This window comes from Streptomyces sp. SudanB25_2051, assembly GCF_964272635.1.
In the GTDB taxonomy this organism is placed as follows: Bacteria; Actinomycetota; Actinomycetes; order Streptomycetales; family Streptomycetaceae; genus Streptomyces.
In genome coordinates this window covers 6244008-6261359 of record NZ_OZ186787.1, presented here as the reverse complement: position 1 = coordinate 6261359, position 17352 = coordinate 6244008, and the positions used below count along the sequence as shown (strand labels likewise).

Annotated in this window: 14 protein-coding genes; 5 read left to right on the top strand and 9 right to left on the bottom strand. The window is 72.1% G+C overall.

What is annotated here, in order from left to right; genetic code table 11:
- Positions 1–24 precede the first annotated feature (24 nt).
- The gene (locus tag ACSUPT_RS27525) at positions 25–819 is read right to left on the bottom strand and encodes a GNAT family N-acetyltransferase (protein ID WP_436945968.1); all 795 of its coding nucleotides are present in this window, start codon (positions 817–819) and stop codon (positions 25–27) included.
- Positions 820–1074: 255 nt separating this feature from the next.
- Positions 1075–2424 (bottom strand): UDP-glucose dehydrogenase family protein, encoded by a 1350-nt coding sequence (locus tag ACSUPT_RS27520; RefSeq protein ID WP_436945967.1) that lies wholly within the window; start codon positions 2422–2424, stop codon positions 1075–1077.
- Positions 2425–2870: 446 nt separating this feature from the next.
- Between ACSUPT_RS27520 and ACSUPT_RS27515 the strand changes: the two genes are divergently transcribed.
- Positions 2871–3896 (top strand): hydroxyacid dehydrogenase, encoded by a 1026-nt coding sequence (locus ACSUPT_RS27515; protein WP_436945966.1) that lies wholly within the window; start codon positions 2871–2873, stop codon positions 3894–3896.
- A gap of 248 nt (positions 3897–4144) precedes the next feature.
- Here ACSUPT_RS27515 and ACSUPT_RS27510 read toward each other — a convergent pair whose 3' ends face one another.
- The gene (locus tag ACSUPT_RS27510) at positions 4145–5284 is read right to left on the bottom strand and encodes a hypothetical protein (RefSeq protein ID WP_436945965.1); all 1140 of its coding nucleotides are present in this window, start codon (positions 5282–5284) and stop codon (positions 4145–4147) included.
- 357 nt (positions 5285–5641) lie between these two features.
- Between ACSUPT_RS27510 and ACSUPT_RS27505 the strand changes: the two genes are divergently transcribed.
- Positions 5642–6019: a hypothetical protein gene (locus ACSUPT_RS27505; protein WP_351964170.1), complete on the top strand. Its 378-nt coding sequence runs from the start codon at positions 5642–5644 to the stop codon at positions 6017–6019.
- A gap of 201 nt (positions 6020–6220) precedes the next feature.
- On the opposite strand, the gene ACSUPT_RS27500 is transcribed toward ACSUPT_RS27505, so the two are convergent.
- The 5 genes from ACSUPT_RS27500 to ACSUPT_RS27480 all read right to left on the bottom strand — a co-directional run bounded on the left by ACSUPT_RS27500 (position 6221) and on the right by ACSUPT_RS27480 (position 13007).
- On the bottom strand, positions 6221–6997 hold the full coding sequence (locus ACSUPT_RS27500) for a peptidoglycan DD-metalloendopeptidase family protein (RefSeq protein ID WP_361662984.1): 777 nt from the start codon (positions 6995–6997) through the stop codon (positions 6221–6223).
- Positions 6998–7056: 59 nt separating this feature from the next.
- Positions 7057–7938 carry a C40 family peptidase gene (locus ACSUPT_RS27495; RefSeq protein WP_436945963.1) on the bottom strand — a complete coding sequence of 294 codons (882 nt, stop codon included), beginning with the start codon at positions 7936–7938 and terminating at the stop codon, positions 7057–7059.
- Positions 7939–8001: 63 nt separating this feature from the next.
- Positions 8002–8925 carry an RNA polymerase sigma factor gene (locus ACSUPT_RS27490; RefSeq protein WP_436945961.1) on the bottom strand — a complete coding sequence of 308 codons (924 nt, stop codon included), beginning with the start codon at positions 8923–8925 and terminating at the stop codon, positions 8002–8004.
- Between the two features lie 119 nt (positions 8926–9044).
- A complete protein-coding gene (locus tag ACSUPT_RS27485; RefSeq protein ID WP_436945959.1) occupies positions 9045–9707 on the bottom strand; it encodes a M15 family metallopeptidase in 663 nt (220 codons plus the stop codon).
- A gap of 180 nt (positions 9708–9887) precedes the next feature.
- On the bottom strand, positions 9888–13007 hold the full coding sequence (locus ACSUPT_RS27480) for an AfsR/SARP family transcriptional regulator (protein WP_436945957.1): 3120 nt from the start codon (positions 13005–13007) through the stop codon (positions 9888–9890).
- Positions 13008–13462: 455 nt separating this feature from the next.
- On the opposite strand from ACSUPT_RS27480, the gene ACSUPT_RS27475 reads away from it, so the two are divergent.
- Positions 13463–13849 (top strand): peptidase M23, encoded by a 387-nt coding sequence (locus ACSUPT_RS27475; protein ID WP_351964165.1) that lies wholly within the window; start codon positions 13463–13465, stop codon positions 13847–13849.
- Positions 13850–13960: 111 nt separating this feature from the next.
- Complete coding sequence (locus ACSUPT_RS27470) at positions 13961–14644, top strand: TNT domain-containing protein (RefSeq protein WP_436945956.1); 684 nt, start codon at positions 13961–13963, stop codon at positions 14642–14644.
- A 186-nt stretch (positions 14645–14830) separates the two neighbouring features.
- Here the strand turns inward: ACSUPT_RS27470 and ACSUPT_RS27465 are convergent, their stop codons facing one another.
- Positions 14831–15751 (bottom strand): adenosine kinase, encoded by a 921-nt coding sequence (locus tag ACSUPT_RS27465; protein WP_436945954.1) that lies wholly within the window; start codon positions 15749–15751, stop codon positions 14831–14833.
- A 368-nt stretch (positions 15752–16119) separates the two neighbouring features.
- Here ACSUPT_RS27465 and ACSUPT_RS27460 point away from each other — a divergent pair, with 368 nt between their 5' ends.
- Entirely contained in the window at positions 16120–17304 is a 1185-nt protein-coding gene (locus ACSUPT_RS27460) for a phosphodiester glycosidase family protein (protein ID WP_436946271.1), read from the top strand.
- Positions 17305–17352: the final 48 nt, after the last annotated feature.

Here is a 17352-nt window from a genome sequence, read left to right as displayed (position 1 = left end):
CTCGTACGGCCAGGGGACGTCCGCTTACCCGGCCCTCCCGTCGTCACACACCCGCCTCCGGCGGCCCCGTCGGCGGGTGTGTGACGCCCTCGGGCGGCTCAGGTCAGGAGCAGCTGCCCCGCCGCGTCGTCGTGGGCACGCTGGGGGCGGGGGAACGGCGCAGGCGGATGCTGCGCGGTGGCCGACAGGCGCAGTTCGATGATGGAACGCCGTGGGCCACTCCTCGTGGAGGACCGAGTAGAACGCCGTGTCGCGGACCACTCCGTCCAGGCCCCGCGAGTGGGCGCGGCGGACGCCCTCGCAGGTCGCCCCGAGGCGTTCGATCGCCGCCCGGGAGCGCGTGTTGCGGGCGTCGGCACGCAGGGTGATCCGGCGCACGCCCCACGTCTCGAAGGCGTGGTGCAGCATGAGCAGCTTCGCTTCCGCGTTGGCACCCGTACCGCGCGCGCAGCCCGCGATCCAGGTGTTGCCGATCTCCGCCGCGTCCGGCACGGCGGTGAGCGGATCGCCGTACGGGACGCCGGTGACCGGCGGCCACACCACGGGGCCCCGCCAGTAGTCCAGCTCCAGGAACCTGGTCGAACCGACGACACGCCCGTCGGCGGTGGTGACCAGGGCGAACGGGAGTGCCCGGCCGGCCGCCTGATCGGTCAGCGCGCGGGCGATGTAGTCGTGTGCCGCCTCCAGGCCGTCCGGCACCGGGGTGTAGGCGTACGCGGCGCGATCCTGCGCGCCGGCCCAGGCGAGGCCCTCCGCGTGGCGCATGGCCAGCGGCTCCAGGCGCACGGTGCGCCCGGCAAGGACAACAGGTACTGGCACGGAACCTCGGGTCTTCCAGGAGCAGGGGATCTCCCGCGCCGGCAGGGCGGCACGCGAGTGATGGGGAGTGCTCGCCTTGCCGGGGCCGTCCGCGTCACTGGAGGTGCGCGGGCGGACGAGCCGCTTCGACACCGGGGCGAGGAGGAACAGTATGCAGCCACCGCCCCTCCCAGAACAGAACCCCACACGAACCTCGGCACACGTGCTGGTGAAACCCGGCTCCGGCGCGCTCACCAGCGGCTACGCGGAGGTCCCTCAGGCGCTGGGCGCGGGGTACGGCGTGCCGTCGCCGAACGCGGTCGTGGCGCGTTCCGGGAGGCGGTTTCCGGCGCTGCGGTAGGTGAGCGGGAGACCGGCCAGGCGCTCGGGGAGGAGGCAGTTCTTGCCGTCGACGATGACGGCCGGGGCGGCGAGTTCGGCGGCGAGGACCGACCAGTCGGCCTCGATCGTCTCGGGCCACTCGGTGAGGACGGCGACCGCGCGGGCGCCGCGCAGGGCGGTCCGCAGGTCCGGGCAGGGCCGCGCGCCGGGGAACAGGGCGGCCAGCTCGTCGGCGTCCATGGCGGGGTCCCACACGCGCACGCCGGCCGTCTCGGCGAGGAGCTGCGGTACGACCGCCCGGCTCGGCGCGGCGCGCATGTCGTCGCTCCACGGTTCGTAGCGCGCGCCGAGCACGGCGACCTCGCTGTGCTGGAGATCCGCGCCGAGCTCCTCGCGCAGCGCGTCGCGGACCAGGGCGGCCTGTCCGCGGTTGACGTCGATGACCGCGTTCAGCAGCGGGGTGGGCAGTCCCCGGGCAGCGGCCCAGTGGGAGAGGGCGGCCGTGTCCTTCGGGAGGCAGGAGTCGCCGAAGCCGAGACCGGGCTGGAGGAAGGCGTGCCCGATGCGCGGGTCGAGGCCGACCGCCTGCATCACCTGGTCGATGTTGAGGTCCGGGGTGGCGCAGAGGCGCGCGCACTCGTTGGCGAAGCTGATCTTCGTGGCGAGGAAGGCGTTGCTGGCGTACTTGGTCATCTCGGCCGTGGTGGGCGTGGTGACCACCCAGGGGCAGGTCAGCGCGCCGTACAGGGCGTGCAGGACGTCGATGACGGGCTGCGCCCACACACCGGCGACCACGCGGGAGGGGGTCGTCCAGTCGTCGAGGGCGCTGCCCTGGTTGAGGAACTCGGGGTTGTACGCGTACCGCTCCCGCAGCCGGGGGTGCTGGGCCATGAGGCGTTCGCTGGTGCCGGGCGGCACGGTGGACTTCAGCACCACGTGAGGGGCGGGCAGCAGTTCGGCGACCTCGGCGAGGGCGGCCTTGACCTGTGACAGGTCGGCGGTTCCGTCGTCGGCGGGCGGTGTGCCCACGGTGATGAGGACGATCTCGAAGGGCTCGGTCACATGGGTGCGGGTCAGGTCGGGGGCGAAGCGGAGCCGCCCGGTCTCCAGGGCGAGGTTGAGCTCCTGCTGGAGCCCGGGTTCCGACACCGGCGTGCGGCCCTCGGTGAGGGACCGCAGGCGCGCCGGGTCCTTCTCGATGCCGGTCACGTAATGGCCCTGCCTGGCCAGGGCAACCGCCCCGGTCACGCCGACATAGCCCTGTCCGACGACGGCAACGCGCATTCCCCAGCCTCCTCAGACGGTGCGGCGGCACCAGTGCGGCACCGCACGCCAGCCTGTCCGTCGCCGCCTGGCCGGGCCACCGGCGAAGTCCGGACGGGTGACCGACGGATGCCGTGCCTCCCCTGCCCCTGCCTGTCCGGGCGCGGTGATGGCGGGCTCGCCGTGCGGCGCCCGCCCCCGGCCGTTGCGCGGGCCCTGGGCGCCGTACGGTGGTGCTCTGCCTTCGGCGGTGCCGCGTCCGCTCGGCGGTGCCAGGCCGCTTCGCGGCGGTGCCGGGCGGGTGGCCGGGCGCCGTGCCGTCCGGCGGATGCGCCGCGGCCTCCCTGTTGGCCGGTCGCCGCTGTATCGGGCTGCGGGCCCCGTCTGCTCCACTGGTACGCGAGCGGCCGGAACCGGCCGGCGTCCGCGCTTGCCGCGGTTCCGCAGCGACCCCCTGGGAGCCGTCCATGCCCAGCCTTTCCGCCCGCCGTCGGCCCCGGACCGTCCTCGCCATGGAGCCACGGGTGCGGGACGCCCTCTTCGACGCGGCGGCAGTGGACCGGCTCATCGCCGTCGCGAACACCGACCCCTTCGCCGTCGTGCAGGACTTCAGCGCTGCCGAACACATGGCCGCGCTCGCCGGGGCGGAGGTGCTGCTCACCGGCTGGGGCTGCCCGCCGCTCACGGAGAGCGTCCTGGATCGGATGCCCCGGCTCCGTACGGTCGTTCACGCGGCGGGGTCGGTGAAGCACCACGTCACCGACGCCTGCTGGGCCCGTGGGCTCACCGTCGCTTCGGCGGCCGAGGCCAACGCCCTGCCCGTCGCCGAATACACCGTCGCCGCGATTTTGTTCACCGGTAAGCGGGTGCTGGACTCGCAACGTGCCTACCGGCAACGCCGCGACCGCGTCGACATGTTGAATCTGCTGGCCGGAGCGGGCAACTTCGGCCGTACGGTCGGTGTCGTCGGCGCGTCCCGGATCGGCCGGCGCGTGATCGCGCTGCTGCGCCCCTACGACCTCCGGGTGCTGCTGTACGACCCGTACCTGTCCGGGGAGGAGGCGAGCCGACTGGGCGTCCGGCTGGTGGACCTGGACGAATTGGCGCGAGCCTGTGATGTGGTGAGTCTTCACGCACCGGAACTGCCCGAGACGCGACGTCTGTTCGACGGGGCGCGGCTCTCCCTGATGCGGGACGGCGCGACTCTGATCAACACGGCACGCGGCTCGCTGGTGGACACCGAGGCGTTGACAGCCGAACTGGTGGCGGGGCGACTGAACGCCGTGCTGGATGTGACGGAGCCGGAAGTGCTCCCGGGGGACTCACCACTGTATGACCTGCCCAATGTGCTGCTGACCCCGCATGTCGCCGGGTCACTCGGCAACGAGCTGGGCCGGCTGGTCCACGCGGCACTGGACGAACTGGAGCGGTACGCGGCCGGGCTTCCCTTCGCCGGTCCTGTACGCCCCGACGATTTGCACCGCTCAGCGTGAGCGGTCCGCGCTGACGTGAACCGGCGGTGCGTGTGTGTGGCCTTCCGTCTCCTCCGCCCATACGCCCATACGCTCGCCGCCGCGCGTCGCTCCCCCGAGGAGTCTTGACGCCGCCGTACGCAGGGAGTGGGCTTTTACCGGCGGCCCGCCTGGCACTCCCCCGTCCTGGTCTCACCCACGACGAGGGAGCGGAGGACGCCGTGTCCTCGGGGCTGGTGACCTTCACCAGTGGGGCGCAGGCGTCGCGCTCAGCAGATCGGGACGCCGGGCACCTGGTTGTCGGGGGAGCTGAGATAGATGTTGGTCATGTAGCCGCCGTACTGGGGCAGGTACGCCCACCAGTCGTTGACGTACGGCGGGACGCTCACCTGCTGGCCCCGCTTCTGGCAAGAGACCAGGACCTCCACCCCGGCCGGGAGGGTCGTCAGCGCCGTCGAGGTGGTGGTGGCCTGGGCGCGCACCCGAACGCCGCTCCCCCATGTGCCGATCCAGGTGCCGGCGGGGCGGGTGGCGCCGGGGACGTTCAACGAGCGGGTCAGCCGGCCCACGTCCGTGTACGCCTTGCCGTACGCGGTGCCCTCGGGATGGAGGGTGAGGACGGCGACGATGGACCGGTCGCCGGTGCCCACGACGCCCGTGGTGTGGAGTGCCGGTCGGGCCAGATCGATCGCGGTGGCCGAGGCGGGCGCCGGGGCAGCCGTGGCGGTGTCCGAGTGCGCCGTGGTGCTCGCGGCCCTGGTGGCGGTGCAGCCGCCGGATTCGAAGCCCGACCAGCCCTGCTTCACCGCCCAGGGCCGGTTGAACGCGCCGGCTATGCCGAAGTGCTGGTCGTAGCCGTCGGTGGCGCATCGGGTCGACTGCCGGAGGTTGCCCATGATGTAGTCGCGGACGGACTGCGGGGCACGGTCGAGGAGGTAGCGGTATACGGTGACCGTGTCACGGGCCGACAGCGCCGTATAGCCCCAGAAACCCGGATGGGTGGCCGGGGGCCGTGCCGTGTCGAGGAGGCCGAGTCGGGAGACCATCCGGTCGATCATGGCGCCCTGGCCGTGGTTGACCCAGAAGTAGCTGGCCGCGCTGTCGTCGCTGCCGCGCAGCATGGCGTCGGCACGAGAGCGGTCGGCCGCCGACAAGGCGTCCGGGCCGTTGTTCCAGACGAGGTCCAGCGCGATGAGGATCTTCACGACGGACGCCGACCGGAACGGGGCGGCGGCGTTGACCTGTTCGGTGAATGTGCCGGTCTGCCGGTCGAAGACGGCGACCCCCGCGGTGACGCCGGCCGGCACCTGGGCGGTAGCGGCCCGGGCGGCCGGGGGCGTCACATCCGGTGCGGAACCGGGAGTGGCCATGGCGGCCGCGGCCGAGGACAGCACTGCTGCCAGAGCCATGGCCACGGCGCCTGTCAGTGCGCGTAACGGGGAACGGTGAGCAATCACGGTGTACGGCCTCCAAGAGGAGTGGGGCAGTCGTGCGGGGCGCGGGCCGGTCAAGCGCCAGGACCGTCGCGAGTCCTGTGGCACTGCTCCCTCCGGTGGGCATCGGGCCGCCGGAAGGACGGTGACGATGGCGGTCGTCGGCGCGCTTCACCTGAATGACGGGCGGACTGCGCTCCCTGTATGAGGCCGAGGCTGAATTGGCCTGTCTTGGACACATCGTGGGTCCGAGTCATACGGGAGCGTGACGCAACCCGTCCTGTGGGCAAGCCACCTCGCGGCCCTGACGGGCCCCGACCCACGGAGACACCCATGTCCCAGCGCACTGCCCGACGCGCCCTCGCCGGTGCGGCCGCCGGCGCCGCCCTCGTCATGTTCGGCGCGACCGGCACCGCGCATGCCGGTGCGAGCAACTTCTATGTCTCGCTCCAGACGAACAGCAATGTCCGCACCGCCCCCAACACGAGCAGCACGGTCGTCCTCAACACCGGTTGGACGGTCGACCGCTACTACATGGAGGGCCTGTGCTACGTGCGCGGCCAGTACGTCAAGATCGGTACGTACGGTACGGACGTCTGGTACCACGGCCATGTGGTCGACGGGCAGTTGAAGGAGCCCACACGCCACTACGTCTATGTGTGGGGCGGCAATGTCAACATCGGCGCGGACCCGTCGGGCCGGCCCTGCTGACCAAGGACACGGCGGAAGCCGAACGCCCCTGGCACCGCGCACGAGCGCGGCGCCAGGGGCGTCTTGTCATAAGGCGGGAGCGCAGTCGGAGGTGCGGCTCAAAGGCGGGGTAGATGGCCGTGAGCCACCGGTGGGAACGGCGAGGGCGGTGAGGCGGGCTGCCGCAGCCCGCCTCACCGCCCTTTCATCGGTGGGTACCGGTCAGCAGGTACGCACTCCCGGCAGCCACGCGTCCGGGTGGTCGATGTAGATGTTGGAGACGTAACCGCCGAGACCGGGGATGTACGACCAGGCGTCGTTGCTGTAGCCCTCGGCGTGGACCATGTCGCCGCGCTTCTGGCATTCGACGTACACAGGGGTCGGGCCGCTCAGGGTGCGCACGATGGCAGCGCTGAGCCGGGCGTCCGCACGGACGTTGACGCTGGTCCCCCACGTGGTGAAGTTGGTGGCGGGGGTGCCCCCGCCACCTCCCGGGGTGCAGGGCAGGCTCACGCCGCGGGCGGCGAGGTAGGCGAACGGGTCCATGCCGCGCGTGCTGGACGTGGAGCTGTGCGCTTCGAAGTGCAGGTGCGACCCGGTGGACTGGCCCTCGCTGCCCATCTTGGCGATCAGCGTGCCGGCGTTGACCCGGTTGTTGACGAAGACGAGCCGTTCCTTCATGTGACCGTACTCGGTGACCGTGCCGTCGTCGTGGCGGATGCGGATCCACTGGCCGTAGCCGCTGGCGGTGCCGGAGGCGATGACGGTGCCCGGACCGGTGGAGTAGATCGGCGTGTACAGGGCGTTGGCGATGTCCACTCCGTCGTGGCCGGAGTGGTAGCCCTGGGTGACCCGGCCCGCGGCGGGACAGGCACCCGCGTAAGCGGTCGCGCCCGCGGGAGCCGATTCGGCGGCGACGGCGGTGAACGGGAGCAGAGCGGCCACCGCTGAGGCGGCGGCGAGGACACCGAGGGACTTGGTGCGCGTTTTCAGCTGCATGGGACCTCTCCTTGAACGTGAAGGGTGGGTGAAGGGCACAGTGGGTTCGCGGGGCGTGCTCAGCACGCGGGGACGCCGGGGAGCCAGGCCGCCGGGTCGTCGATGTAGATGTTGGAGATCCACGCCTTGTAGGCGGGCAGGTAGGACCAGGCGTCGTTGCTGTAGCCCTCGGCGTGGACCATCTGGCCGCGCGCCTGGCACTGCACGTCGACGGGGGTCGGGCCGGGCAGGCGCGTCACGGGCGGCTTGCTGGTGCCGGGCTCGGGACGCAGGCTGACGTCGGTGCCCCAGGTCATGAACCGCTTCGTGCCGGCGGGAGGCTGGCTCGTCGCGCCGGTGATACGCAGGGCTCCGGCGTACTGGGCGTTCAGTCGTACGTCGCTGACCATCACGAGCGTGCCGGACTCCCGGGCTTCGACCATCTTCCCGTTGCCGAGGTAGATGGCGATGTGGTGGACGGAGCCCAGGTTGCCCGGGTCGGAACCCCACAGCAGCAGGTCGCCCGGCTGGAGCGGTGCGAGGCCCTGGTCCCGGGTGAAGCGGGCGGTGGCGCCGCTGAACCTGGCCTGGTTCCAGGAGCCTTCGGGGAGCAGAATCCCGGCACCCTGCCAGGCGGCGTACTGCACGAGGTGCGAGCAGTCGAACCCCTTGACCTGGCTGTCGTGCGCGCCGGGTCCTCCCCCGGGGTAGTCCTGCCCGTACGTCGGGCCGTGGATCGAGCCGCCTCCCCAGGAGTAGGGCACGCCGATCTGCGAGCAGGCGGCGTTGACGATGGCCGCCGCCTGGGTGGACGCGCTGGTGAGCGGGCGGCAGTCGGCAGCCGTCGCGGCGGCGCTCGCTGCGGGCGCCGCGGTGGCGGGCCCTGCCGCGGTGGTGGTCAGCGAGGCCGCCAGGAGGAGGCTCCCGGCTGCGGAGGCGAGTACGTGGTGCGTGCGACGCATGTGCTTGCTTCCCCCTGTTCGTGTGCCGCCGTGGCGACGGCCGTACCGGTGCGGCGCGGTTGGTCAGGCCGCCGCGGCCCGTGGGGCGGCGACGCGGGCGCGGTCGGCGCCACCGCGGGTCTTCGTGGTGGTGACGGGGCGAGGAGCCGTTTCGTATGAGCCGAGTGCGGCACGCATCTTGGCGAGTGCGCGCATGCGGTTGCGCTGCACCGTGCCGCGGTGGGTGCCGAGCCGCTCGGCGGCCTGGTCGTGGGTCAAGCCCTCCAGGTCGATGAGGATCACCGCTGCGGCCTCCTTCGGTGACAGCACGCGCAGCAGGGCGACGGTGACTGCCTCGGCCTCACGTGCGGCGAGCCCGCCGTCCCAGCCTTGTTCTGGCAAGCGATCGGTACTGCGCTCCCGGCGTGAGGGGTGGAGCCAGGAGTCCCGCAGCAGATTCGTCGCGGCCGCGCATGTGTAGGCGTACGGGTGTTCCTGTCGGGCCAGGGTGCGGATCCGGGCGCGGTGGGAGAGCCGCAGGTAGGTCTCCTGGAGGAGGTCGTCGGCGTCGTGGGGGTTGCCGGTCAGGGAGATGAGCCGGCGGCGCAGCCTGGGCATGGCCGCGATGAACTGGGCGTCGAATTCCTCCGGGCTCATCCGGTTGGCGCAGGCGGTGAGTCCGGCCTCGAACGATTCCGCCATGTGGCCCGCCGAAGCCTCCGCTCGGGTGGTCCCGGCGCGGGGTGTCGGGGCGAGGGCGCGCTCGACCATCGCGATCAGGTCGTCGGCGCGGGGATCACCGGCGGGCTCCCCCGTGCCGGTGGACTCGGCATAGCGGGTTTCCCCCGCCAGTGCGGCCGCTTCGACCGGGTGGACGGCGCGCAGGGTGCCGACGCGGACGGGCTGGGGTGCGGTGTCGGTGGTCGTGTCGGCCGGTGCGGGGACGACGACGAGGGTGGTGGTGTGAAGGTTCCCGGTGGTCCTCTTGGTGGTGCGGTTGGCGTGCACGTGCTTCCCCCGATTGGTGTGCGGTGCTCTCCGTCGGCGTGCAGGGCGACCGTGGTGCCGTGGCTCTCGCGCTCGTCGGGCGCGTGGGTGTTGCTCGGCGTGCGGCCGGTGGTGTGTGGTCAGGCGGAGCGGGGCCGGTCGGCGGGCCCGTACGGTGCTGCGGGTCGGCCGCTGAGCAGGGCCCAGTACCGGTCGCCGTACGACCAGTGCCACCACTCGGTCGGGTAGTTGACGAATCCGGCCGCGGTCATGGCCTGGCCGAGGATGTCGCGATGGCTCCGGGCCTCGGCCGTGATGCCGGGCGCGGCGGTGCGGCACCGGCCTCCGCTCTCCTCCGGAGTGGCGTTCACCTCGGTGCCGAGCGGCAGTTCGACGCCGTCGTCGGTGCACAGGGTGAGGTCGACGGCGCCGCCGCTGACATGCGGGGCGACCTCGGGTGGAGAGATGTAGGCGCTGGTCAGCTCACGTATGCGGGTCGGCGGGGCGGTCGGGTGCTCGGCCCGCATGACGGTCGCGTACTCCTCGTAGTAGCGACGTTGGAGTGCGGGGGGCCGGAATCCCTCCACGACGAGGAGCCGTATCCCTGTGGGGAGTCGTTTTTGGGCGTCGAGCAGCCGGTCCGCGACACCGGCGCGGACGTGGGCGTAGGAACCGTCGTCGTCGGCTTGCCGGGCGTCCACGAGCAGGGATCCGGTGGCACGCAGGTCGACGAGGCGTTCGCCGGTCTCGGCCACACCGGTGCTCGCGACTCTCGGATCGGAGAGCAGGATGATCTCGGTCACGTTCCGAGCGTGCCTGCGGCCTCTGCAGAAACGCTGCAGATCTTCTGCAACGCGAGCTCGGCAGCGCGATCGCCGTCATGCAGGGGCTTTGCAGAGCTGTTGCAGCCATGCGACCGGTCCCCAGTGGACCGGAGACGAAGCCGGGGCCGGGGGCCTGTTCAGGGCCGCCCGGCGGCCCTGTCAGGGCTGTCGCGGGGTTTCGTCCTTCTCCCTGCTCCCGAGTGCGAGGAAGATCTCCAGTGCCTCGCCCCAGGCCTTCCCGGCGGCCTCCCTGTCGCCGCGGCCGGCCGCGGCGGTGCCGAGATCCCGCAGGGTGCGGGCCCGCCACAGGGGCAGGCCCATCCGGTCCCACAGGGCGAGCGCCTGGCGCAGTTCGCGCGTCGCGCCGTCCCAGTCACGGCCGGCGATCCGGGCCTCTCCGAGGGAGCGCAGGACGAGCGCTTCGCCGAAGAGGTCCCGCCGCTGCTGCGTGATCTCCAGGCACCGCTCGAGCTGGTCCCGGGCCTGGTCCACCTTGCCCTGGCGCAGCCGTACCTTGGCCATGGCTTGAGCGGTGTAGAGCGCGCCGAAGGCGTCGCCGGTGTTCTCGAAGAGGTGCCGGGCGTCGCGCAGCAGCCGCTCCGCTTCCGACAGGTCGTCCTCGGCCCGGTGGCACAGGGCGAGGGAACGCAGGGTCAGCCCTTCCCCTCGCCGGTCATCGGCCTGCCGGTACCTGCGGAGCGCGCTCGTGAGTGCGTCCCGTGCCGCCTGCTGGTCGCCGCGGTCCCGGTGGATGGCTCCGATGCCGTACTGGATTGCGGCGAGGGCGGCTTGGTCCTCGGAGTCCCCGTACGCCGTGGCCGCGGCCTCCAGCAGCTCCAGGCCCTCGGTGAAGCGGCCCTGTTCCCGGCGGACGTGTCCCATCCCGGCGAGGGCGTCGGCGCGGCCGCGTGCCACTCCCGTCTCGTCGAAGAGGCGCAGGGCGTCCTGGAAGTAGGTGAAGGCGTCGTCGAACCGGTCCTGTTCGAGGCGGAGCCGGCCCAGACCGTGCAGCAGCCACGCCTCCCCCTCGGTGTCGCCGCTGCGGCGGACCGCCGCGAGGGCGTCGGTGTGGGAGCGGGACCAGGCGTCGAACTGGTTGTACAGGGCTGCGGAGCTCGCTATCAGGACCGCCGCCAGATCACGGGCCGCGTCGGCCATGCCGTTGTCCGCGCAGTGCGTGACGGCGGCGACGAGGCAGGACTGTTCGGAGGCGAACCAGGCGGAGGGCGTCAGCAGGAGTTCGTCGGCGAGGTGCGGTTCGGGCAGATCGGTGGGTTCCCGGCCGGGCAGCAGCCGGGGTGTTCCGCCCGGTCCGCGTGCGGCGGCCGTCCGACCGAGGTGCAGCCACCAGTCGACGAGGCGTCCCACGGCGGCCGCGCGTTCCTCGGGGGTTTCGTCGGCCAGGCAGCGTTCACGCGCGTGTTCGCGGGCCAGGTCGTGGATGCGGTAGCGGGTCTGGCCGGTCATGTCGACACCGACCAGTTCCACGAAGTGGCAGTCGACCAGTGTCTCGACGGCTTCTTCCGCGTCGTCGGGTGTGATGTCCAGGAGGGGCGCGGCGACCCAGGCGGCGAAGTCGGGCAGTTCCAGCAGTGCGAGTCGGCGCAGCGCCCGGCGTTGCCGCTCGGTGAGTTCGGCGTAGCCGAGTTCCAGGCCGGCGCGTACCTCGAGGTCTCCCGCTTGGAGTTCGTCGAGGCGGCGCCGCTCGTCGCGGAGCCGGGTGGCGAGACGGTCGGCGGTCCAGTGGGGCCGCGCGGCGAGCCGGGCTCCGGCGATGCGTACGGCGAGGGGCAGTCGGCCGCACAGCGCGATGATCTCGGCGGTCCGGCCTGGTTCGGCCCATGCGCGCTTCTCGCCGGCGACCTTGACGAACAGTTTGAACGCCTCGTCCTCGGCGGGGGCGGCGAGGTCGAGATGGGCGGCTCCTTCGAGGGCGACGAGCCTTCGGCGGCTGGTGATCAGGACGGCCGAGCCCGGCCCCGGCGGCAGGAGTGGCCGCAGGTGGGCTTCGCCGACCGCGTTGTCGAGTACGAGCAGGACGCGGCGGCGTGCGATGTGGCTGCGGTACGTGCCGATCAGCTCGTCGGGGCTGCCGGTCAGGGTGTCCGGGTCGACTCCGAGCGCTCGCAGTAGTCGGGCGAGGGCGTCTGCGGTGCGGACGGGGGCGGCGTCGGACGCGCGGAGATCGACGAAGAGCTGTCCGTCGGGGAAGAGGGCGGCGAGCCGGTGCCCGATGTGGACCGCGAGGGCGGTCTTGCCGACGCCGGAACGCCCGGAGATCACCCCGACCGGGGCGGCGGTGCGGGTGGGGTCGCCGGCGCCGCGGAGGAGTTCCGACGCCCAGGCGATTTCTGCCTCCCGGCCGACGAAGTCCGCCACGTCGGGAGGCAGATGGCAGGGCATGGGTGACGCGTCGCGGCCGGGCGCGGGTGGTGGCTCGGCGGTCCTGGTGGCCTGGTGGGGCACGTCGGGCGGTGGCTGGTCGCCGATGGGTACGCCCCGCGACGCGGAGGGGGCGGACCCGGTCGCGTCGGCGGACGGGCGGGCTGCGGGAAGGGAGGCGGGGGCGGTGACGGGTGTGCCGAGGAGGTCCGTGTCGCCGGTGAGGAGCGCTTGGTGGAGAGCGCGCAGCTCGGGCCCGGGGTCGATGCCGAGTTCCGCTCGGAGGTGGCGGCGGCCCTCGTCGTAGACGCGCAGCGCGTCGGGGACGCGGCCCATGCGGAACAGAGCCGTCATGAGCTGACCGCGCAGCCGCTCCCGCACGGGGTCGTCGGCCACGAGCGCGTACAGCTCGGCGACGATGTCCGGGCCACCGCCGAGCGCCAGCTCCGAGGCGAACCGGGCCTCCAGGGCCGCTCGGCGCAGTTCGGCCAGGCGGGCGGACTCGTTCCGGGCGAAGGACTGACCGAGGCCCTCCAAGGCGTCCTTGCCGCGCCACAGTGCGAGGGCTTCGCGGAATGTCGCCACGGCTCCGGCGTGGTCACCGGCGGCGGCCTTGCGCCGGCCGAGTGCCAGGGACTTCTCGAAGACGTGGGTGTCGACCTGGTCGAGGGGGAGTTCGGCCACATAGCCGGGTGATCGCGTACGCACCACTGCGTCGCCGCCCTCGACTCCTTGCAGGGCGCGGCGCAGTGCGGATACGTGGGAGGCGACGAGGGCGCGCGCGGTGGCGGGGGCCTGCTCCTCCCAGACGAGGTCCACCAGCCGCTCGACGGACAGGACTTCTCCCGCTCGGACGAGCAGGGCGGCCAGGATGGCGGTCGGTTTGGCGCCGCTCACACGGAGCCTGCGGTCTCCGTCCCACACTTCGACAGGACCGAGTAAACGCACATCCAGCATGGTCCCCCGAGTCCCCCTGTCACGGCGTCCGTACAGGGTGGAGACGATACCGGCGAGAGCCTTCGGACACGACTGTCACCGGGCTGCCGATTCGCAGTCCGGTCCGAAAAGCGTCGCCTCATGCGGGGCCTTCGTCGTCCGGTCGGATGACCTCGCCTTCGTCGTCCAAGGGTCCTTCGCATGGGTGACGGGGTGGACGGCGCTCTCGTATGAGCGTCGAGTCCAGTTTTCTGTCGGAGAGACGTATCCGGCCGCGCCACGGCCGGTCACTGACGGGGTCGGGCAGCCTTGCGAGAAGTCTTCGGAAGTTCGGTCATACGGAGAGAGCCCGCCACCCGTCCCCCCCTTCGACAGCATCGCATCAGGTGTCGATGCATCCGAGAGGGGAGCGACCGATGACGAAGCGAGCCGGCCGACTGCGCCGCATGGCTGTTGCCGGGGCAGCGGCGGCGGGCGCTGCCGCGACCCTGGTGACCGCCGCCCCCGCCCAGGCGGCGGCGAACGCGACCACCGTGTACGTGTGGGCGACGGATGTGAACATGCGCAGCTGCAACTCGTTCTCCTGCCCGACCTACGGCTCGATCAAGGTCAGTCGTATGAACGTCACGGCCTTCTGCCAGAACCGTGGAGACGTCGTACGCGACGGCGCCTATGTGAACGATTGGTGGCTGCTGGTCGACGCGGGCGGTCCGAAGGGCTGGATCAGCGCCGTCTATGTACGCGGCGGCAGCAACTGGGGACCGATACCCGGGGTGTCGACGGACTTCGCCGACTGCCAGTGACGGGAGACGGGGCATCTCGGCCGGAAACCGCCCTGGCAATCACCCGCCGAAGCGTGTCCGGTTCACTACGGTGCGCGAGGAACCTTCCCCGCACTCTAGGAGCTACGCGACGTGAACCGTCTGCGCGCTGTCCTGTCCGCACTGGCCCTGGCCGTCACAGCGCTGTCCGCGCCCGCCGTGCCCGCCGTGGCCGCGGAATCCTCCGCCGTCGATGTCCGCAAGGCGCGCCCCGCTGCCTGCACAGATGCCTTCCAAGGTGATTCCCGGCTGGGGCCCAAGTATCTGCCCCGCCCTTCTGAGAAGCCCGTCGGGCCACTGCTGAAGGGTTACCAGCGGACTGGTGGGCTGTCGGCGAAGGCGTTTCTCGCCAAGTACTGGAAGGAGGAGAGTGCCGAGGGGCCAGCCGGCTGGAAGTACCCGCCGAACGACGGCTTCGCGGAGGTGAACGGCAGGGTGGACAAGCACGTGGAGGTGCTGGAGCCCGGTGAGGAGCTGGACCGGTTAGGCTCCGAGTACGGCTCCTACCTCGCCCCGGCCGGTGACCCCTATGCGAAGCGGGCGCTGCCCCCGCAGAACCTCAACACGCGGGACGCCGCCTTCCCCTGCGACTACCACGTGTACCGCGTCGAGCGGCCGTTCCCGGTGTGGCAGGGCAGGATCGCCCCGTGGTTCGAGCAGCCGGGTGGTGGTCAGCAGATCAAGCTCGATCCTGCGCTTCTGGACCCGGGGGCGGGCCAGCGGCTGAGCGTGAAGTGGCTGCTGGAGCAGCCCTTCCTGTCCCCGGTGAGCCGCTGAGGCTGAGGCTTGCTGCGGGTGCCGCCCCTACAGGGAACCGGGCGGAGGGGCGGCACACGTCAGTTCGGGATCGCCCGCCGCTTGCCCGGCTGCGACCGGAGCGGCGAGTGGTTCGATGCTGGGCAGCCGGTGTGGGGCTGAGGCTTGGCCTGGCCTGCCGTGGCATCGGTCTCCGGCGCCGTGGGGTCAGGGGGTGGAGCGAAGAGGTGCGGCGCGGGTGAGCAGGGTTTCGCGGTCGATGGGTTTGGTGCGGGTCGACGGGACGGTGCAGGCGTGCGCGCCGGCTACGGCGCCGAGCAGCGCGGAGGTGCGCGGGGGTTTACCGGTCAGACGGCCGAACAGATAGCCGGCGGCGAAGGCGTCACCCGCGCCGTTCGAGTCCACCACGGGTGAAGGGGGCGTGATGGTCGGGATGTGGGTCAGCTGGTCGTCCGCCAGGAGGTAGGCGCCTGCCGCGCCTGCCGTGGCGATGACTTCCCTGGCCCGGCCCTTGGCCGCGATGTCACGCATGGTCCGCTCCGGGTCGTCCAGTGAGGCGGCGGAGACGAAGACGATGTCGGCGGAGTGGGCGAAGGTCGCGTGGTACGGGTTCTCGCCGTCCCAGTCGTGCAGGTCCGTCGAGACGGTGACGCCGGCCGAGCGGAGCGTGGGCAGGGTGTGGGCGCAGGGCTGGGTGATCGAGACGTGGGCGTGGCGGCTCCTGGAGGCCAGGGCGGTGACGGTCTCGTCGGGGAGCCGGTCGGTGTCGTCGCCTCGTGTCGCGTCGTAGAGCGAGAGTCGGCGGCCGTCGGGCGAGACGAGGTTGACGGCGCGTTTGGTGCCGGCGGGCTGCTTGACCTCGGTCAGGGGGATGCCGTGTTCGCGATGCAGCGTACGGACAAGATCGCCCTCGGGGTCGTCGCCGATCATGTCGAGGTGGTGGGTGCGCAGGCCGAGGGCGTGCAGCCCGAGGGCGACGAAGTCGCCGGTCTGTCCGGCGCGGGTCTGGATGCCGGGCCGGATCATGTAGCTGTCGGCCAGCGGAAGCGGCAGTGCGGGGACGTACACGATGGTGTCCACGCCGGCGCCGCCGAGGACCAGTACGTCGATGTCCTGGTTGCTGCTCATGGGGTTCCTTCCGTGGCAGAGGTGAGGCCTCAACGTATCGGGAGGTGGAAGGCCGGGGGTGCGGAGTCGGGGATCAGGGGGCGGATGGGGGCTTTCCAGATGGTGCAGGGGGGGTGTGATGCGGCTGGGGGTGGGACGGAGTTGCGGGACTGGTGGTGATCAGGGGATCGGTCGGAGGGGGTCTGTGGTGGCGCTCCTGATGAGGCGTCGGCTGTGTTGGTTGGCGGGAGCGGTGGTGGGGCAGCTTTTCGGGGATTGGTGTGCGGGTTCCCGACGCGGTGGGGGGCGTGGTCATGAGACGGCTGCGGTGGCGGGCCGGGGTGCTCGCAGCGCTGTTGGGAAGTGCGTTGGCCGGGACGGGGCTTGCCATGCCACCTGCTGCGGGGGCGACGGCTGGGCGGGCGTCGGTGGCGTCGGTCGTGTCGGACACCCGGTGGGTGGCGACGGGTGTGGGATACCGGGTGCTGGACGTTCCGTCGTCGCGGGGTACGGCGCGGGTGCATCTGTTGACGGTGGACCTGCGTGAAGGGCGGGTTTCGGTCGGCTTGCTGTATCCGGGGGTTGTCGCGGGGCGGGCGCCGCTGTCGGCGCTCGCGGATGGGGCCGGCGCCGTGGCCGGGGTGAACGGTGACTTCTTCAACCTGTCCGAGGCGCAGCACCCAGGTGTGCCGGCGACGGGCGCTCCGGTAGGTCCTGCGGTGGCCGACGGGCGGGCGTTGAAGGCGGCCGTGCCACGCGGTCAGCGGTTCGGTCCGGCGCTTCCTCCTGGGACCAACACCCGTATGGTGCTGGGCGTCGACGGCGACGGGCGGGCGCGGCTGGGTGAGTTGGCGCTGTCCGGGGAGGTGCGGACGTCGGAGGGGCGGATCGGGCTGGGCGGGTTGAACCAGTACGCCCTGCCGGTGGGTTCGGTGGGGCTGTTCACCCGCGACTGGGGCTCCGTGTCACGGCTGCGGGCGACGTGTGGGACGGATACGGACCGGGGCGCGCCGTGCAGTACGGAGACGTATGAGGTGCGGGTGCGCGGGGGGCGGGTCGTGGGGGTGGCGGACGCACCCGGGGCGGGGGCGATCGCGGCGGGCACGCAGGTACTCGTGGGGCGTGAGGCGGGCGCGCGCTGGCTGCGGGGCCTGGCGGTGGGCGACCAGGTGTGGGTGGGGCACCGGCTCGTGCCGGTCGGCGGGGAACCGGATGTGTCCTTCCGGTTCGCGGTGGGCGGATACCCGGTGCTGCGCGAGGGGCGGCCGCTGACCGGGATGGACGCGGTGACGAGTGCGGTGCGTTCCGCAGCCGGGGTCGCGGACGGCGGGCGGCGGTTGCTGCTCCTCGCGCTGGACGGTGGCCAGGAGTTCCGTTCGGGGCTGACGGTGGTCGAAGTGGCGGCGCTGTTGCGGGACCTGGGCGCGTCCGACGGGGTCAACCTGGACGGTGGCGGGTCGTCGACGCTGGTGGCTCGCATGGACGGCGCCGACACGGTACGGGTGCTGAACCGGCCCAGTGGCGGCGCCGAGCGGCCGGTGCCCAACGGGATCGGGGTGTTCGTCCGTCCGTGAGGTGGCGGGGCCACCGGTGCGCCGGCGGGGGCGCCTGGACTGGCCTCC